This is a genomic window from Silvanigrella paludirubra, from assembly GCF_009208775.1.
GTDB classification, from domain to species: domain Bacteria; phylum Bdellovibrionota_B; class Oligoflexia; order Silvanigrellales; family Silvanigrellaceae; genus Silvanigrella; species Silvanigrella paludirubra.
The window spans coordinates 179,243-197,367 of the sequence record NZ_WFLM01000002.1 but is presented as its reverse complement, the minus strand read 5'-3'; the positions used below and the strand labels follow the sequence as shown (position 1 = coordinate 197,367).

The window sequence follows — 18,125 nt, the reverse complement described above, 5'->3', positions numbered from 1 at the left end:
TCTAAATTTTATAAGTTCTAAAACCAATTTTCTATCAATCTACTAAAAATATTCTTTATTAAAAAAGATAACTTTAGATATATTATCTGCTTGAATTATTCTGTTCAAACGGACATAAAGAAAAAAGATAGAGAGATTTTCACATCTTTCTATCTTTTTTGATAAATGAATTCATAAAAGATAAATCTATTAATTCGCCTTTAACTTATTAATGTCAATTGATGACGAGCTTTTTAAAGATATTTTATCTGAACTCTTAATTTCAACTCCTAATTTATTACTTTCTAGTTTACCACCTTCTGATTTAATATTTATGTTCTCAGAGCTATCAATTGAAGCATTTTTATTTTTAATTTCTAGTTTTTCAATAGTGCTTATTGAGGCATTTTCGTTTGAAATATCGAGTTTTTCTTTGGTCTTTATTGTTGAGTTTTTATTTTGAATATCTAATAATCCTTCGTTATTTAAATTAAATCTCACAAAAGTTTCTTTATCATCAAGTGAGTTAACATAAATTAAAAGATTTTCTTTTGTAACAATCCCTCTTTTGGTCTCATCGAGATCAACAGGAGGCTTATTTTTAGAGTTATAAAATGAGCCAACAATAATAGGCTGATCAATATCATTATCGTTGTACTTAATATCTACTTCGTCACCAGGCAGAGGGATAAATAGAGCGCCATGGTCTTTACTGGCATAAATTTCACGGAGTCTAGCCCAAACAAAATTTTTAGATTCTTTCTCGTTGATTTCATGCCAAAAATATTGAATTCCAATATAAATTGCACCATCTTTTTTTTCAATTTTTAGGTCTTTTATTTCTTTTCCAAAAACAATTGCGGTCGTATTATGAGCAGAAGCATTTAAATTAATATTTTTGTAATTAGTTACATATGCACCTTCAAAATAAGCGGATTCGCTTTTCACAAAAGGGTACATTTTTAATTTAGCATTATACTCTTCTTCATATGTATCTTTTTTAGATGAATTTGGATCTGTTGTGGTATTTGAAATATTATTTTTTCTTGAATACTCATAATCAACTTCGTAAACTATAAAGTTTGTTTTTAGATCGATCGGTAAATTGTCTTTAAGGTGTTGATTTAATTTATTATCAAAATTAATACAGTCACCTAAAGTATAAAACTTGTTATTTCTATTTAAAACTAATGAATTAGATTCATTATTTTTTCTATTTAATTCATTAATAGAATAGTATTCTGATAGTTTTAGACTTTCAGAATTTTTTTGATAATTAGGATGATTTGTCCATGAAACTTTATTTTTATTTGCTTCTTTTGATGGATATGTATTTGAGTTAGGATTGTCAAAGCTTCTATTGTCAAGAAATGCTGTTTGAATATTGTCAATTTTACTTCTGCTAAAATATGAGAGATCTAAAAATTCACCTACAGTATTTGATCTAGTCAATTGTAAGTTAATAGGTTTACTTGTAGAGCTCTTATAATAATTTTCAACATTATTTGTAATTACTAATGAAACGCTTTCGGGTTCTTGAACATAGGTGAAAGTTAAATAATCTTCATTTAAAAGTCGACAAATGAAATCAAAATCTGTTTCACCATTTTGAATTGTATTTTTTCTTTTTAAAAGTTTATCTTTATCTACTAGCTTAAATATCGGTTCAATTTTAAATATTTTACTAAACGTAGAATATTTTTTGTATATTTCTGTAATAATTTCTTCGGAAGTTTTGTCATTCCATGTTTGATATTGATTGCCATAAGTTGCATAAAATAGTGGAGGTACAAGTATAAATTCAAAGCTAAATCTATCTTTATTTGCTTCGTTTACTGAAAAATTAATATTTTCAACAATTCCGGAAAGTGTTTTTTCTCCAACTACAAATTTATTTTCATAGTTATATTTATATGAAATACAAAACTGAATAGTTTCTTTTGATAATTCTTTTAGGGCTTTACTATTAATTTTATTTTTTGTGATATCAACTGAAACATAAAGATGTATTTTATATAACTTAGAAAATCCTTCACTTATTTTGAATGAAGTGATTTCTAAGTCTTTTAGCAACTTAGTAGTATTATTTGTGAACTTAACTTTTTGTATAATGCATTCTTTATTAGCCATAATTAAGCCTTTATAAAAATATCATACCTTTTATTCAAGATTGTCACTTACACTGCTAACTTTTGCTCCTTTTTTCTCAATATAAGGGGCTAAAGTAGGAAAATTAGGGATATTGATCCTAATTCCTTTCGCATTCTTTAAATACAAGGTTATGAAGAACTTAACTTGTTTATCATTATTAATAGGTAATTCAAACTTTAACGTGTTTTTTAAGCAATAATTAATGTTTGAACAATCAGCATAGTCATTAATAAATTTTAATAAAGACCAGCGATTTCTCACATTGAAATATATCGTATTATTAGTAATAAAGATATTTTTATCTTCGGAAATTTTATCTAAAGAATATTTAGAGGTTTGCGCTAATGTTACCGAAAACTGCATAGGGTCTGAATATGTCCAGAGAAATTTACCTTTTGATATATTGCCTTGGTCCGACCCAATTATTTCATTACCAGATTGTAATGACCAGTTAATAATTTGATTTCCTAATATTTCTCTATCAGTATTTGTTCTAAAATCAATATCTACATTCCATTTCGCAGGTACGGAATTGCCATCTTTATCAGTTTGAATATTAAAGAAATTTTGTGCATTAGTTAAGCTCTGAATAAAGTTCTGAATTTCAGGTCTCCCACGATATAAAGCGCTATATTGCCTTAAGATAGGAAGATCTTGTTTTTGAAACTGGCTAAAATCAGTAAACAAAGAATTTAAGTCATCAATAGATGCGCTATCCATGGTTTTTGAGTTGCTCTGGAAAGGAAACTTGTTCGCAATTGCAGAGTTAAACTGAGATGCAATTTTGTCATAATTTGTATAAGCTTGCTTTATTAGTAAGCTTTGGCATCTTTTTGCAAGAGGGGAATAAATACTTCTTAGTTTATTAGAAAAAAAGTCGCTATTTCCAATCACAGGAGGTTGAGCAATAAATTTAGCGCAGCTTTCCGTTCTAAGGGTTGACATAGTTGTGGTTAAAAAATTGGAAAATAATCCAAAAGTATTTGTTTTTGGAGTAGGGGATAAAGAGTCTTGTAAACTTAATAAATATTCAATTGATTTATCGTTATTTGCGATAGAGTCTTTAAAAAAGGTTGCTCTAGAAATAAGAATCGGAGAAATATTTTTATTAAAAAACTGTTCTAAAGAAGCTTTTTGGTTTGAGATATATAATTTAAGATCTTCATCAGAGCCAACTCCAAAAGCATTATAAGCGGCTGAGGAGTCTCCATTCCATGTCATAAAATCAGGGTTTATAGGAGAATAAAAATTCATACTATTAATTAAGCTTGAATATTTTTTAGCCTGTCTATCAATTTGTTGGCTAATTATTGAAACAAGACTAGAATTTATTTCAGTATTATGGCTTGCCAGTAAAAGATCTGAAATTGATTTTAAGATAGGTGCTGAAAGTTGTAAGTTTTGAATGTTGGGATCTAGTTGAGGATTTGATGGATTTGGTAATTGATCATTTATATTAAATATTTTAATTGAATTTGATAGGTTTTTATTCCAAAAAATATAGCTCTCTTTTTTTGTCACTTTATTGAAAAATATTGACAAAGATTCTGGAATAACAGTCTGATTTACTGAGTTAAATGCAGCTAAAAAGTTGTTTCCTTGTTGAAGAACTGGTTGTAAATTATCAATTTGCCATAATCCATTTGCTGGCAGGTTTTGAGCAATTGATTTTAGATCAGAGTAAATTGCTTTATTATCTGTACTATTTTGAGTGCTATTTGTATTTGGGCTTAAAATAGAATTCATTTTTGTTAGTGCCATTGCGATTTGTGACAACAATGGGTTCATAACTATACTTTTTGTATCATTTATAATAATTGGAAATGAAGCACCTATTGGTAAAAGTGAACTTAAATTTGATTTAAAGTCTTCAAATTTTTGGTTACCAACAATAATTGTTTTATTAGAAAACTCTTTTCCTAAAATTGGATTTTTTTCAACTTTATTTAAAAACAAGCCAAAATTTTCTCCAAAAAAACTATTTGTATTTTTTAAGCTTTCTTGATTTTTGACAAGAGAATCATTTAAATGATTTAAATTATCTATAAAATCTTGAACAAATTTTGGATCTAATAATTTTTCATCATCATTTAAAGAATCTCTAATTAGCTGTAAATTATCATTTACTTTTTTAGCTGCAACGGTTATTTCGTGATGTGAAGTGTAATAATCAAAATATATTTGTAATGAGTTTTTTAATATATCTTTAGTTTGTTGTTCGAAATCTGTATAATTAGGATTTACTAATGAAATGATATTTCTATTGTCTAAAACAGAAAAAACATTTCTTTCAGCTAACGTTTTTCCACAGTCAAGTCCATAGAGAAAGTAAGCCATTTGAGTTAAAGCTTGTGTATCTTTTTGAGGATTATTAGAATAAATTAAACTATAAATACTATTTATTTGAGTGTTGTCTTTAACAAATAACCCTAAATTTTTAATTATCTCATCACCAGATTCATTGGTTAAATTCCAAGATTTATTTTTTATTAAGTGTTCTGAAACCTTATCATTAAAATTTTGAATTAATATTTTTGATACAAAGTTACCAAGTTTTTCATTGTATATAGAGCTATATTTTTTTCCTACATCTGAATTCCAGGAAGGATATAATAAAGAATAGTAGAAGTTTGTAGCTGCAAGTTTGTTGGAATTATTTATCAAAGAACATATTTTGTTTTGCATTAATTCATTATTATTAACGGATTTGTCTACTTTATTATATCCATTAATAAAGTTAGTTAATTCCGAAAAGCTATTTAGAAATATACTTCTTTTTTGCTGTAAAAATGAAGTTGAACTAAATAAAGCATAGGAAACAAAAACTATATTTAATAAGGTAAGTCCTGATAAAATATATCTATTTAAAATTTTATTTCTAATAAATTCTTTTGATGTATGAGATCCATTAATTAAATTTGAAGAAATGTAATTAAACATATTAAATAATTGAGAGTCTTTATCATTAAATTCATCTCTTTTATAAAAACTACTTATATTTATTATGTAATGAGAATAGGTTAATTCTTTTTCTTTTAATGAAAAGCCTTTATAGAAATAATCTACATAGTTTTTTGAGAAAGAAATTAAGCTTGATTTTAAACCAAAGAAGAAACGTATGATATCACCTTGTGAACTGCCTTCAAAGTTTAATAAAAAGTGTTGGCAATTTAGTTCATAAGAAGCAATACAACTTTCAATTGCTTTTTTAATTTCCTTATTTAGTTCTTCTGTATTTTCATGAGTTCTATGTGAAAGACCGAATACAGAGCTTGAATCGCTTTCATCCTTTATTAATGGGTATAAATGTAATGGTGGTACATTATTAGTAATAGTTGTATCAATAAAAAATAAAGGTATTTTGGCTTTTAGTTTTTTACATATTTCTTTATATAGTTTTGATAATATAAACGCTTCTTCAGATAGCTCTTTATAATTAATACTTTTCTTAGTAAATGAGAGCTGATTTGGAAAAAATATAACTCCATCAAGTATGCTATTTTTTCTTAGTTTTAATATTTTTCTTAACGTTAATTTAAGTCTTATTAAGTTTATTTCTTTAGAATCTTTAAGTAAGAAGTCATTAAAAAATAAATAATTTATGGAATTAATGTTAATAATTTCAAAAACTTTTTTTGATTCTTCAAAGTATTTATAAATTTCAGTTGTTTCTATTTGTTCGCTTAATTCTTGTAAATATTCATTTGAATTAGGGGATAGTATAATGAATAAATTTTTCTGTTTTAATCTTTTTTTGTTTTCGTAAAACCAGTATCTATCAAATAAAAATGTTTTAATTTTTTCATTTGAAAAAAATCTTGAAATATCCGGATTCCACAAGTTAAACAAATAGTAAATAGATACTATAAATAAAACTAATGCTAAAAAAATATAAATTAACGTGAGTGACATAATTACCTACTTTGAGTTACCTTTTACATGATACCTTTGGATAAAATATTATTATTAATTAACCAGATATAAATTGAAGCTGCTAGGAATATTGTAAATAGAAAAAGGTTAGTAAGGAGTAGGGAATACATGATTTTTTTATGGTTTATTTCAAATTCAATATTTGATGATTCATAGGAAATACTTGGTAATACTCCAGTGAGTTCTGGTTCAGTTTCAAAGTTTGTTTCGTTATAAAATTGATATAAATTTGTTTTAATTTGCTCTACTTTATCATTGTCATTATTTGAATGATATTTTCCTTTAAATCCAGAGCATAAACATAGATAAAAACACATAGCAAGTTCTCTATATTTATAATCTCTATCTAAAAGAATTCTATCGCAATAGTCATAAAACAAATCACCAGAGGAGCTAGAAGAAAATATTCTATTCTCAAGTGTCAAGTTTTTCCAAATTTCTTTTCCAGGCCAAGTTGAAGTAATTAGCATTTCGTCAATAAGCGAAACAAGTGCAAAATGAAGTAATTTTAAAACATCTGTTCCATAGTACTTTTTATTCTTTTTTAATGAATCAATTTTACGCAAAATAAATTCTTCTATTTCTTTTGAAATATTACTTACGTCATTTTCATTAAGAGTTACAATTTCATTTAAAGTCTCTGGATCATCATTTTTATTTAAATTACTTACTTCATTCAGCTTATTAAAGAAAAAATGAATAACTTCTTGGCTAATAAGTATTATATTTTCATTAATAGGTGTTTCAGTTTGTTTCGCTAAATTCATTATGCTTTCCTAGAATAAATAATAACTTCTTCTGGTAAATAGTGAATATTTTCATTTACGCTTGAAGAAATAACAATATTTATTTTATCCTTTTTAATGTTATCAAGTTTGACATATACCAAATATATATTTTTCTTTGGAATTAGATTTTCATACTTTTCAATTATTGATCTAGATAAACCTAAAGATCTTCTTTCAACTACCATTGATAAATTTTCTTCTTCACAGATGATTGAAGATTTTATCCAATTTATAAAGTTTTCTTCAGATACAGAGTAACTTTTTTTAAGTCCAATTAAAATATGTGTATTATTGTCTAATGTATTTTCTTTAGTAAGAATAGTTGACTGGAATTTTTTGTCAATTTTTGAAATTTTAGTGACATTAAATCCAGTTGGAATTTCTCTTTCTAAATACTCAATAATATAGTTGTTAATTACTTCAAAAGTTTCTAATAAATTAAAGTGGTTATAAGGCACTAAAGATTTAGGATTTTCATCTATATCATTGGAAGAAATATGAGCATATACATTATAAAGTTCAAGATAAAGTTGAAAAGGATGTAATTGATTAGAATGTATACTTGCTTCAAGTCGAGGTAAACAAGCTTTCATTGTTTTAAGGGCTTGTCTTCTGTTAAAAAATGTTCCTTTATACTCTTCATTGTCAAATTTATATATGTCTGCAATGATATCTTGTATTTTATAACGTAACAATAAGCAAACAGAGTTGCTTATTTTCCAAATAGGAGATTCTTGTGTAATTGAGGTTGTTGGCGGACAGAATAATTTTGTCTTATAAAAGCTATTTTCTAAATAAACTTGAGCAATAGGAATTGCAATAAAGTTTGAGCTTATTTCGTGTTCAAGCATAAAACTAACATTTGGTTTAATTCTTGGAATGTAAATTTCATCTTCACCTGTATTTTCATCAATAGAATAACTATCGATATTTACAGATTTGAATCTTGAATTTGAAGAGTTTAAAATATAATTATTTGTTTTGTTTTTTGGCAAGCAAATTACTAAAGTCACAGGTTTTTTAGATAAAATGTCTTTGTATTTGGTTAGATCAAACTCCAGTGTTTCCTTATCCTTGCTAGAATTAAAATAATACTCTAGCCCATCTTGAAAAGTGCACTCTAATTCTTCAACTTTTAAAAGCCCGTTTGTGAAAGTATTTTCATCAAATGTAAAAGTTTTTACTCCAAATGGATAGGGAATATTTTGAAAAAATTGATATTTATAGATGTTTTCGGAACGTTTAAAAGCCTGCTGAAAATGTTGTGGAGATAAAAGCATTCCATCATGCCACATAATTTGTTCGGGAATGTTTTTCAAACTTTTCATAATGAAATCCTTTTTATTACTTAAAGTTATATGAAATAGAAGCTGTTCCTTCTAATCCAGATGTATTTGTTGCTAAGTCGCTTGAATCGTTTGAAAAAACAAGTTGATAAGCTGCTCCTAAAGAGAATTTAAAACTTTCTGAAATATTAAACTCAGCTAATGCAGTAGGTTTTAATGACCAATAATAAAGAACTAAACTTTTTGGTACTTTAGAGTTTGTATTATCTGTTCCGTAGGCTTGTCCTGCACCACCATAAATTTTGAATTTAGGATGAATTACGGACGAGGCAAATGGAACAACGGCAAGTGCATTCCCGCAGTACCAAAAATTATCAATTAATTTTTTTTGTTTATCGTCTATAAAAAAGCTTTGAAATGTATAACTACAAAACATAGAAGTTTGAAAATAATGATTTAATTCAACTCCAACTTCAGTTGTTGTAGGAAATAAATTTTGTCCAAGAACTTGCTTATAGCTAATGCTTTGATTCATAAAAATATGAAAACTATCGTAATCTGTATTTTTAGATATATCTGTTACAAGATTTTGTTGAATATAAATATCGTTATTAGGCGGTATTTGATAAGCATTTATTTCCATTTATTTCTCCGAATCTTGTAAGTAATTAAATCCTAAATTAAAAAAACTGACCTTTAAATCTTTGTATGGATTTATTTGAACAGGGTATGTATTTAAATTATTAGACAATCTATTAAATAAAAAAGCACCCACTGCGCTTGAATTTACATCAATTAAATATGATGATTGCAAAGAATCTGGAGTCGTTTCAAAACGGTAAACTTGCAAATCATTCGATTTTTTTAATGCAATAATTGCTTGCGTATTTGTAAACCAATCTTTCACAGTTATTGAAGATATTTGTGAATATAATTCTGGTTTATAAATAATAACAATTTCTGAAAGAATTGATGAATTGTTATTTGCTTCTCTCTGTATATTTATTTGCACTGAGCAAATTCTTCCAAAAATTCGATCAAATATCCCGCCAGGTTTACTAGGAGGGTTGGAATTAGGAGGAGGAGAATTTGGAGAAGATTTTCCATCAGGATTATCGCTACCTTTAGGGATAAATTCTTTAACTGTATTACCTGTTTCTTTAGCTGTATTTGCTGAAGATGTAGCGGTATCAATATTTCCTTTTACTGAGTCAATTCCTGAGGTATTAGTAGCATTTGGAGTATCAGCTAAACTAGTGCAGTTAATCGAAAATAAAATTGCGAGAGGGCTTAAAATGCGTAATATTTTAGCAGACTTTTTTTTTTAATGTATAGTTTTAGCAAGCTAATCTCCACTTGATAATTAAATAAACCTAGCTATATACACAAACTCATGTAAAAATTAGCTTATATAAGCTCCTTTAAAAAGGCGCTCAAGGTAACTATAGTTTTAAATTTATAATTTATCAAGATGAATATTTTATGTTTTAAATTAATTTATTTCGTATTAATTTAATATATATAGTAATTACATTGACTTAAATGAAGCTATTCGTTTTTAGACCTTTGCGTTAAAAAATATTAAAAATATCTTGATACATATAATTTATCAAGATAGTTTCAAATAATGTTTGTTTCTTTGTGATTGACTCTGGAATTCCTTTAATATCAGTAGGTTTCTTTTAAACAAATTGCAATTAAATAATTCAAGGGGGTAAGGTGCTGAAATTTAAGCAATTTGTTAAAAATATTTTAAGTAACATTTTAATTACAAAAAAATTAAATATTCACTTTTTTAAACGATATTTTAGATCAATATTAATATGGATTTTTATATTATATATTATAATTGGTGGCTTGAGTTTAATTTCTAAAAAATATCGTGTAGATGGATTTATAGATTTTTCTCAGTCTTATATAATGAAAAAATCACTGATACAGCAAGAAAAGTTAATTCCTTTATTAATTAAAAATACAAAATCATTTTCAGATAAAAATCTTACAGAATTGTCTAAAGAAATTTATAATTTAGATGAAAATTCTGTTTTTTTATTTTTAAACGAAAAAGAAGATTTTTTAGCTACTCCTATGGGAGTAAAAAAGAATATATTAAAATCTTTAAATTTAAAGTATATTAATGAAAATAATTCAACAAATTTTATTATACAAAAATCTTCTGAAATTGGATTAAATAATTTATATCCTGATACTTATTTTATTTCCAAAAAAATAAATATAAATTCTGAAAATATTGTAGTAATAATTGGCGCAAAAAAATCGGCATTTCAGTATTTTAGTGATGATCTCTTAAAAAACTCTTTACATATTGATTTTATTGTGATATTTATTTTTTTTGTTCTTTATGTTTTGATAACTATTTTTGCTATTACGCCTGTTTTTATTTTCTTAAAGAAATTTAATTTGAATAGTTTAAATTCTTCAATGTTTAAATCAAATAAAATTTTTGAATTTAATCATATAAGGCGGTTGAGATTAACATTATTAAAGTCCTTTAGAAAGCTTGAAAAATTTGAAGCCGAAAAACTTGAAATGATGAATTCTTTGATTCGGCATCAAAATGATATAGATACTGGCAAAGTTGTTTCTCAAATCATTCATGATCTTAAAAGTCCTTTATCTGTTTTTGAAGAACTTCTTCATGATAAAACGGCAATAAAAAATGAAGAAGTTTATAAAAAATCAAATTTAGCTCTTATTAAATTGCACTCTTTAATTGAAAGTATTCGTGATCCTAAAAAAGAAAAACTTTTAAATAAAAAAAATGATATTTTTGATTTTAATAAATTAGTTTCTGAAATAAGTTGGTTTGCACAAAAAAGAAATTCTGAAATTATCGTTTCCCCATCGTTAACAACTCCTGTCATTTTTTGTGATCATGGAAAACTTGAAAGATGTCTTCAAAATTTAATTAGGAACGCTATTTATTTTTGCAATTCATATTGTTTAGTAGATTGGAAAATAAATGATAATGGCGAACTTTATATTGAAGTTATTGATGACGGAAGAGGAATTTCTTCAGATATTCAAGACAAAATATTTGATTGGCGAATGACGTTTAATAAATTAGAAGGAACTGGGGTTGGTTTAACTTTTGTTAAATTTGTTGCAAATAGCCATGGTGGTCGTATTTCTTATTTTAGAAGAAATGGATTAACCGTTTTTGCTTTAACAATTCCAAATGTTTTAAATATAATTCCAAAATCAACTCAAATAAATGAAAATAAATTGGTAAATAATTCCCAAAAAAATATTGGTATTAAAAATAAAGTCATTATTTTAATTGAAAATCCTCTTTCTTATGAGAAAATAAGCACAATTTGCTGGCCAAAAGATACTCTCATCGAGTATCATAATATCTCAGATAAAGCATTTGATTTATCTGAATGCTTTTGTATCTATACGGATACGAATTCGGATATTATAGAAAAGGCTCTTTCTTTGGGTATAAGCGTGGTACTCCATAAAAGCTTTTATAGTGGCGAGTTCATTTTGAAAAAGGTACTTCAAACAAGAAAAAAGTAATGGTGTGTATAGAATGATTTTTGAAGAGCTAAGTATTTTAATTGTTGATGATAATAAAGATGAACTAGAGAAATATATTTCTCTTTCGCAATCTTGTGGATTGCATTCCTATGGTGCCACTTCTCTAGATGAAGCGAAACAAATGCTTTCTGCAAATGGTTATGATATTCTGTTAACAGATATCCATTTGGGTGAAGAGGATAATTCAAAATCAAATAAATCTGGTTTTGATATTATTCAATTTGCTTTAGAAACTCAGCCACAATTAACTGTTTTAGCTATGTCTCATGATTTAGATAAATCTATTTTTGATAAGGCATTTTCTCTAGGCGCTTCTCACTTTTTAAGAAAACCTATATATAACTCAGATGAAATTCTAATTTATATTAAGTTAGCTTTGCAAAAAAAACACTCTAATCTTTCGAATAACTCGGTGGAAGTTTCATCAAACCGTTTTTTAAAAGACAATTCATTTAGAATATATAAAAATGGAGTCATTGTTTCATCAAAGCATGACAAGTTTTTAAATGGAGTTGCAAAAAATAAAAAAATACCTTTAGTTTTATTTGGAGAAACAGGAACAGGTAAAGAAGAATTTGCTAAAATTCTTCATAAAAAAAGAGTTGAAATTGAAGGAATGATCCCTTTTGTTACTGTAAACTGTCCGCTTTTAGATAATGATTTAACATCTTCTCTATTATTTGGACATAAAAAAGGTGCTTTTACGGGTGCAAACGAAACAACAAATGGCTACGTTGCTGCTGCTGATGGAGGTATTTTATTTCTTGATGAGATTCATACTCTAGACCTCTCTACCCAAAGAAAATTATTACGTGTTTTAAACGATGGTAGTTACAATAGAGTTGGCGATATGCGCATTATTCATTCTTATTTTCAACTTGTTGTTGCTACTACAAAAGATTTAGATGAAGAAGTTGAATCAGGTAGAATGCTTGCTGACTTTAAGTATCGTATTAGTGGAGCCGAAATTATTTTAGATCCATTAAGAGAAAGGCTTGAGGATATTCCACTTTTTGTTACTGTATTCTTTAAAAGAGAAAATATAGAGGTAAGTGAAGAGCTTATATATGAAATCAGTCAAATGTGCCAAAAATCCCTTTGGAAAGGGAATATTAGACAGTTATTTCGTGTATTGCAGCGTATGTTAATTAATGCTCAGCTTCATGAAGAAGAATTAAGTATTCATCATCTTGTTTTGCCAAATAAGGAACCATTAACTCATAGATTTCAAAAACAAATTGGTTCCACAGAGCCTAAACCAGTTTCTTTGCCAAAAGATCAAATTGATCAATATATTTTAGACTTATTACAAAATGCTTTAAATAACGATTGTTCTTTAAATGATGTAATTGATGAAATAGAAAAGACAATTTTAATTAAAGCTATGAATAGGCATGATAGTATTGCAAAATCTCATATTGCATTAGGTATCAGTAGAAATGCAATTGATGCAAAAAGAAAAAAATATAAAATATAATCATTTTAAAATTTGATAATAATTATCATTTTTACCGCTTCATTTTTTAATTTATTTCAGAAATAAAATTGCATTTTATATGTTATAGGGTGTATCTCTTTTTTGGTAAATCTTATTTGATTGGTTTACCTAAAAAAAAGGAGAGTTCCTATGCAAAAAAATGTTTCTACTAGGAGTGCTGAATTCCTAAATCAAAATCCAATTATTAATATGGATAATATTAATAATAATCCGCTTGCAGACTCTTTATATCAAGATCCTATTTGGCAATTAGCTAAAAGTGATCAAAATGAAAATCCATTTTCAAATGAAATTTTACAGCTCTTCATTTTTGTTAGAAATATAAATAAAACTGCTTTTAATACGATTGAAGGTAAAGAAGCATGTCAGCCGAAAATTTGGAATGCAAAAGAACATAACCCAGATAGAAATCTAAGCGGTGGCGGAGTAATGACTGTTATTCGTGCAGATCATCTTGAAAAATCGGCAGTAAATTTTAGCTGTGTCTGGGGCCCAAAATATCCCGCTTTAGAAGGTGAATATGCAAATAAACCTTTTGCAGCAGCAGGTGTTTCTTTAATTTCACATCCAAGAAATCCTTTTGCACCAATAATGCATTTAAATGTAAGATGTATTAAAGTATTTGATAAAGACAAAACAATAACTTGGATTGGTGGTGGTGCAGATCTCACACCAATGATTCCTTTTGAAGAAGATACAGAGCTGTTTCACAATGCTATGAAAACAGTTTGTGAAAGAAATGCAAAAATAGCAAATTATGAAAAATATAAAAAATGGGCTGAAGAGTATTTTTATATTCCTCATAGAAAAGAAGAAAGAGGCGTTGGTGGTATCTTTTTTGATTTTGTAAAAACAGAAAGCGACTCCGATCTCTCTCTATTACTGGATGTTGGGCAATATTCTGCGAGAGCTTATGCTGAAATTCTGTCTCGTCGTATTGAAATGCCTTATGATGAATCACTTGTAGAAAAACATCATTATTGGCGAGGTCGATATGCTGAATTTAATTTGGTATATGATCGAGGCACAAAATTTGGATTAATGACTGGTGGAAACCACGAGGCCATTTTTTGTTCCTTACCTCCTCAAGTCAAATGGTGAACTATGGTTGAAGTTGGTTTTTTTTCTCTCTGCATGGGTTTGATTTTATCTATATACGGCTTAGTAATGGGAACTTATTCCTTGTATAAGCCATTAACTGGAATTGTGGCAAGCTCTAGAAATTCACTTATAGCTGTTTTTATTTGTGTACTTATATCATCTCTTATAATGTGGAATTCCATTTTTTTTCATGATTTTTCAGTAAAATATGTATATCAACATTCTGCAGTAGATATGCCACCGCTTTATTTATTCACATCATTTTGGAGCGCTCTTGAAGGAAGTCATTTATTATGGACTTTAATTATGAGTGCTATTGTTACTTTTTCTTTAGTTACGGTTCGTAAAGAAAATGTTTCTCTATACCCCGCATTGTGTGTTGCTTATGGTTGTGCATTAACATTTATGCTTTTTTTAAATGTAAGCTATTCAGCACCTCTGGATAGATTATTTCCTGTAGGAAAATTTGGCGAAGGGATGAACGCCCTTTTACAAAATCCGTATATGGCAATACACCCGCCTATGTTATTTACAGGTTATTGTTTACTTATTGTTCCTTTTGCTTATTCCTTTGCTGCCTTAGTTCGAGGTGGATTTACAAGCGAATGGCTTGGTACAGTAAGAAGATGGTCTTTATTAGCTTGGGCTATATTGTCTATAGCTATTTTTCTAGGTGGGAAATGGGCTTATGTCGAATTAGGTTGGGGTGGGTATTGGGGATGGGATCCTGTTGAAAATAGTTCACTAATGCCTTGGCTTGCTATTACGGCAGCACTTCATACTTTATTAATCACAGACAAAACAGGAAGACTGCCACGTCTTCTTTTGTTTTTAAATATGCTTTCGTTTTCACTGACATTTTTGGGAACATTTATAACAAGATCGGGCGTAATTAGCAGTGTGCATTCATTTGCAGAAAGTGAAATCGGTCCTTCTTACTTAGTATGGGTTGTATTTTTACTCGCTTTGACGATTGGTCTTATATTTACACGTGGTCATTATATTCAGGGTGCTGCAAAAACCAATGAATGGAAAGTTTCAAAAGAGAGTGCTCTTTTATTTACAATCTTTTTTGTTCTTTTCCTGCTTGCACTTGTGTTTATTGGTACGATTCTTCCTTTAGTTGTAGAAGCGACAAGAGGAATAAAAATTTCTATCCAACAGCCTTTTTTCAATGCTTTTGCTCCTTGGATTGGTGCAGGTCTTGTCTTAATTTTAGGGGTTGGAAATTTAATGCGTTGGAAAAACGGAAAAATAGAAGATCCTATTACATGTCTTGTCTTTCCATTTATTTGGGCCCTTATTCTTACTTTTATTCTTTCTGAACGTAAAAATTTTGATTTAATAAGTTCATTCGTTTTTTTGATAGTTTTATGGACAAGTGGCGTACTTATTATGGATCTTGTTTATAAACTAAAATCAATGAGATGGAATGGTAAAGTATTTTTGTATTATAATAGACCCTATTTAGGAGCCTTTATTATACATATAGGATTTTTATTTGCGATTGCAGGGTTTGCAGGAAATTACAGAGGAATTTCTGCTGAAGCACATTTAAATTTAAATGAATCTACTTCTTTTAATGGTTATACAATTACAAATGAAGGTCTATCCTATAAACGTGAATATAACGCGCAATATGTTATTGGTAATTTAAAATCTGTTGATAATCAAAATAATGAAAAAATAATGATTCATCCAATGAGAAGTAAATTTACAAATAACGAGCAATGGTTCAATGAAATTGGAATACATTCTACGTTTTGGCACGATTTATATATTGTTTTAGCTTCTTTTGATGTCAATAATCAAAGTGTATCTTTAAAATTAAATTGGAATCCTACTGTGAAACTGGTCTGGACAAGTCTTATAATTATGGTTTTAGGCGCTGCTGTTTCTATATCACATCGAATTCGAAAAAGAAGTCTTGAAATTGATGATGAAGGTAAAATAAAAGAATCTGATGATTCATTGGATTCTTATTTAAAAGATGTAATTTCAAATTCTGCCTTAAAAACTCAATTATCTTCTAAAATAATTTCATTAGGAATTATTAGTTTTTCCATTTTTGTTACATTGTTTTGTTTTACTGGAGTTTCACTAGCTCAAACAAATTCAGAAAATCAAAACGCAGGGCCAACCCAAAATAAGTTGCTTCAAGATGGTGCTGGAAATGGCTCGCTACTTAAAGGAACAAAATTAGAGTCAGGACAAATTGTTCCTACAATGATCAATCCAAAAGTAGAAGAAGTTGCCAAAGAGTTAAGATGCCCTACTTGTATTGGAATGAGTGTTTTAGAAAGTGGCACTCTCCAAAGCATTGCAATGAGAACGGAAATTGAAAAACAAGTTTCTGAAGGCAAATCAAAAACCGAAATAATTCAATATTTTAAAAAAGCATATGGTCCTTGGATTTTGAGAGAACCCGATATCCATTCTTCTGTTGGATTCTTAGTTTGGGGTATTCCGATATTGGGATTATTATTTGGCCCTATTTTTATTATTTTAGGTTTAAGACAATCGAAAAAAAGAAAATTAAGTAATGAAAAAGAATTGTTAAATGAAATAAAAAAATTTATAGAAGAGAAAAAGAAGGGGGTTGAGGTATGATTATCGTTTTATTCTTATGTTTACTTACTGCAACACCCATTGTTTTTTTTGTATTATCTCCGTTATTGTCCAATAATTTTAAAAAACCTCTTACTCAAATTTTTGACGATTTTTCAAGCGAAAAAGAATTGCGTAATGTTACTTTTTTAAGAGATTTCTTATTTCAAAAGTTGATATACGGTAGATCAGAGCATGAAGATATAGATAAACTAACTGAGAATGAATCCTTAGCACTACTTGTTACTTTATGTGAGCGACTACAACAAGCTGAATTAAGCTGGCTTCCAAGTCAAATTCAGAAACCCAATTCAGATAGGATATTTGAAAAAGGTTCTTCATTATTAGATTGTTTATTTTTTATTTTAATTTCTTTTCTTTTTTCATTAGGAATATTAGCGACTAATTCTTCTTTTTCTTTGGAAAGTCAAACTGTTAGAACGGCTTCTGAAAAAGTGGCAACACCCTCAGATGTTACAATTCCTCCTCCAACCATATTACCTGGAAAAGGATATTGGCTTCCTTCGGTAAATCAATTTATTTTAATTCCTGCGCAAGGAAAACTAAATGTATATTATGTAGGAATGTTTAATAATACTTTTAATGCCAAAGGTGCTATTGTTCAAATTCCTTTGCCTAAAGATTTTTATAATCTTCAAATTTATGGAAATCCAAATTTAATTATGGAAAAAAATCAGGAAGGTGGCTCTCCTGTAATTAATACTCCTTTATCTAGTGGAGTGAATCAAATTAGTGTTGAATTTTCATTACCTGCTTTATCTGGTAATACAATTTGGCGACCTTCAGATTTAATTATTTTACCAGGAGTCACAATTTTTATGATGCCTGAATATAGCAGTGGATTAAGAAATTTATTTTCAAATTTTAGTGATACAGCAAATATTTGGCCTCCTCGTATTACAAATATTCCAAATAGTTTTCGATCATTTGTTGGTCCCGATCCTTTAGACAACAATGCGGCATCACAAAAGGATCCAAATCATTTATCGAGACAACTTGTGCGGGTAGGAAATCAATCATCAGAATTTCCGACCTTTGATATAAATGGAATTTTACCTTCACGCACACCTATTTATGTCCTGTCTGTATTTTTTGCTTTTTTTCTTTTTGGAGTTACAGCTTTTTGTATTTTTAAAACGTCAAAATAATTTGTGTGTTTAAGTATTCATAATAAAAAAAAATGGAAACCCTTCTTGC

At 27.9% G+C, this 18,125-nt stretch carries 12 protein-coding genes; 6 read left to right on the top strand and 6 right to left on the bottom strand.

Annotated elements, in window-relative coordinates; genetic code table 11:
- Positions 1 to 189: 189 nt before the first annotated feature.
- Genes GCL60_RS05095 through GCL60_RS05070 form a run of 6 tightly spaced genes read right to left on the bottom strand, consistent with a single transcriptional unit; the run spans position 190 to position 9,149 of the window.
- Positions 190 to 2,109 (bottom strand): contractile injection system protein, VgrG/Pvc8 family, encoded by a 1,920-nt coding sequence (locus tag GCL60_RS05095; protein ID WP_153418874.1) that lies wholly within the window; start codon positions 2,107 to 2,109, stop codon positions 190 to 192.
- Positions 2,110 to 2,139: 30 nt separating this feature from the next.
- The gene (locus tag GCL60_RS05090) at positions 2,140 to 6,042 is read right to left on the bottom strand and encodes a hypothetical protein (protein ID WP_153418873.1); all 3,903 of its coding nucleotides are present in this window, start codon (positions 6,040 to 6,042) and stop codon (positions 2,140 to 2,142) included.
- 23 nt (positions 6,043 to 6,065) lie between these two features.
- Complete coding sequence (gene icmH / locus GCL60_RS05085; RefSeq protein ID WP_153418871.1) at positions 6,066 to 6,830, bottom strand: type IVB secretion system protein IcmH/DotU; 765 nt, start codon at positions 6,828 to 6,830, stop codon at positions 6,066 to 6,068.
- Positions 6,830 to 8,179, bottom strand: coding sequence for a type VI secretion system baseplate subunit TssK (tssK, locus tag GCL60_RS05080; RefSeq protein WP_153418869.1), 1,350 nt, complete (start codon positions 8,177 to 8,179; stop codon positions 6,830 to 6,832). Before tssK ends, icmH begins: the two co-directional genes overlap by 1 nt.
- A 16-nt stretch (positions 8,180 to 8,195) precedes the next feature.
- The gene (locus tag GCL60_RS05075) at positions 8,196 to 8,780 is read right to left on the bottom strand and encodes a hypothetical protein (protein ID WP_153418867.1); all 585 of its coding nucleotides are present in this window, start codon (positions 8,778 to 8,780) and stop codon (positions 8,196 to 8,198) included.
- Complete coding sequence (locus GCL60_RS05070) at positions 8,781 to 9,149, bottom strand: hypothetical protein (protein ID WP_153418865.1); 369 nt, start codon at positions 9,147 to 9,149, stop codon at positions 8,781 to 8,783.
- 55 nt (positions 9,150 to 9,204) lie between these two features.
- Here GCL60_RS05070 and GCL60_RS05065 point away from each other — a divergent pair, with 55 nt between their 5' ends.
- From GCL60_RS05065 to GCL60_RS05040, 6 genes are all read left to right on the top strand, one after another.
- Positions 9,205 to 9,465 (top strand): hypothetical protein, encoded by a 261-nt coding sequence (locus GCL60_RS05065; protein WP_153418863.1) that lies wholly within the window; start codon positions 9,205 to 9,207, stop codon positions 9,463 to 9,465.
- A 391-nt stretch (positions 9,466 to 9,856) separates the two neighbouring features.
- A complete protein-coding gene (locus GCL60_RS05060) occupies positions 9,857 to 11,680 on the top strand; it encodes a sensor histidine kinase (protein ID WP_153418861.1) in 1,824 nt (607 codons plus the stop codon).
- Between the two features lie 13 nt (positions 11,681 to 11,693).
- Positions 11,694 to 13,178, top strand: a complete 1,485-nt coding sequence (locus tag GCL60_RS05055) for a sigma-54-dependent transcriptional regulator (protein WP_153418859.1) — start codon at positions 11,694 to 11,696, stop codon at positions 13,176 to 13,178.
- A 150-nt stretch (positions 13,179 to 13,328) separates the two neighbouring features.
- On the top strand, positions 13,329 to 14,300 hold the full coding sequence (locus GCL60_RS05050) for a coproporphyrinogen III oxidase (protein ID WP_153418857.1): 972 nt from the start codon (positions 13,329 to 13,331) through the stop codon (positions 14,298 to 14,300).
- Positions 14,301 to 14,303: 3 nt separating this feature from the next.
- Positions 14,304 to 16,910, top strand: coding sequence for a cytochrome c-type biogenesis CcmF C-terminal domain-containing protein (locus tag GCL60_RS05045; protein WP_153418855.1), 2,607 nt, complete (start codon positions 14,304 to 14,306; stop codon positions 16,908 to 16,910).
- Positions 16,907 to 18,076 (top strand): hypothetical protein, encoded by a 1,170-nt coding sequence (locus tag GCL60_RS05040; protein ID WP_153418853.1) that lies wholly within the window; start codon positions 16,907 to 16,909, stop codon positions 18,074 to 18,076. The genes GCL60_RS05045 and GCL60_RS05040 overlap by 4 nt, the downstream gene beginning before the upstream one ends.
- Positions 18,077 to 18,125: the final 49 nt, after the last annotated feature.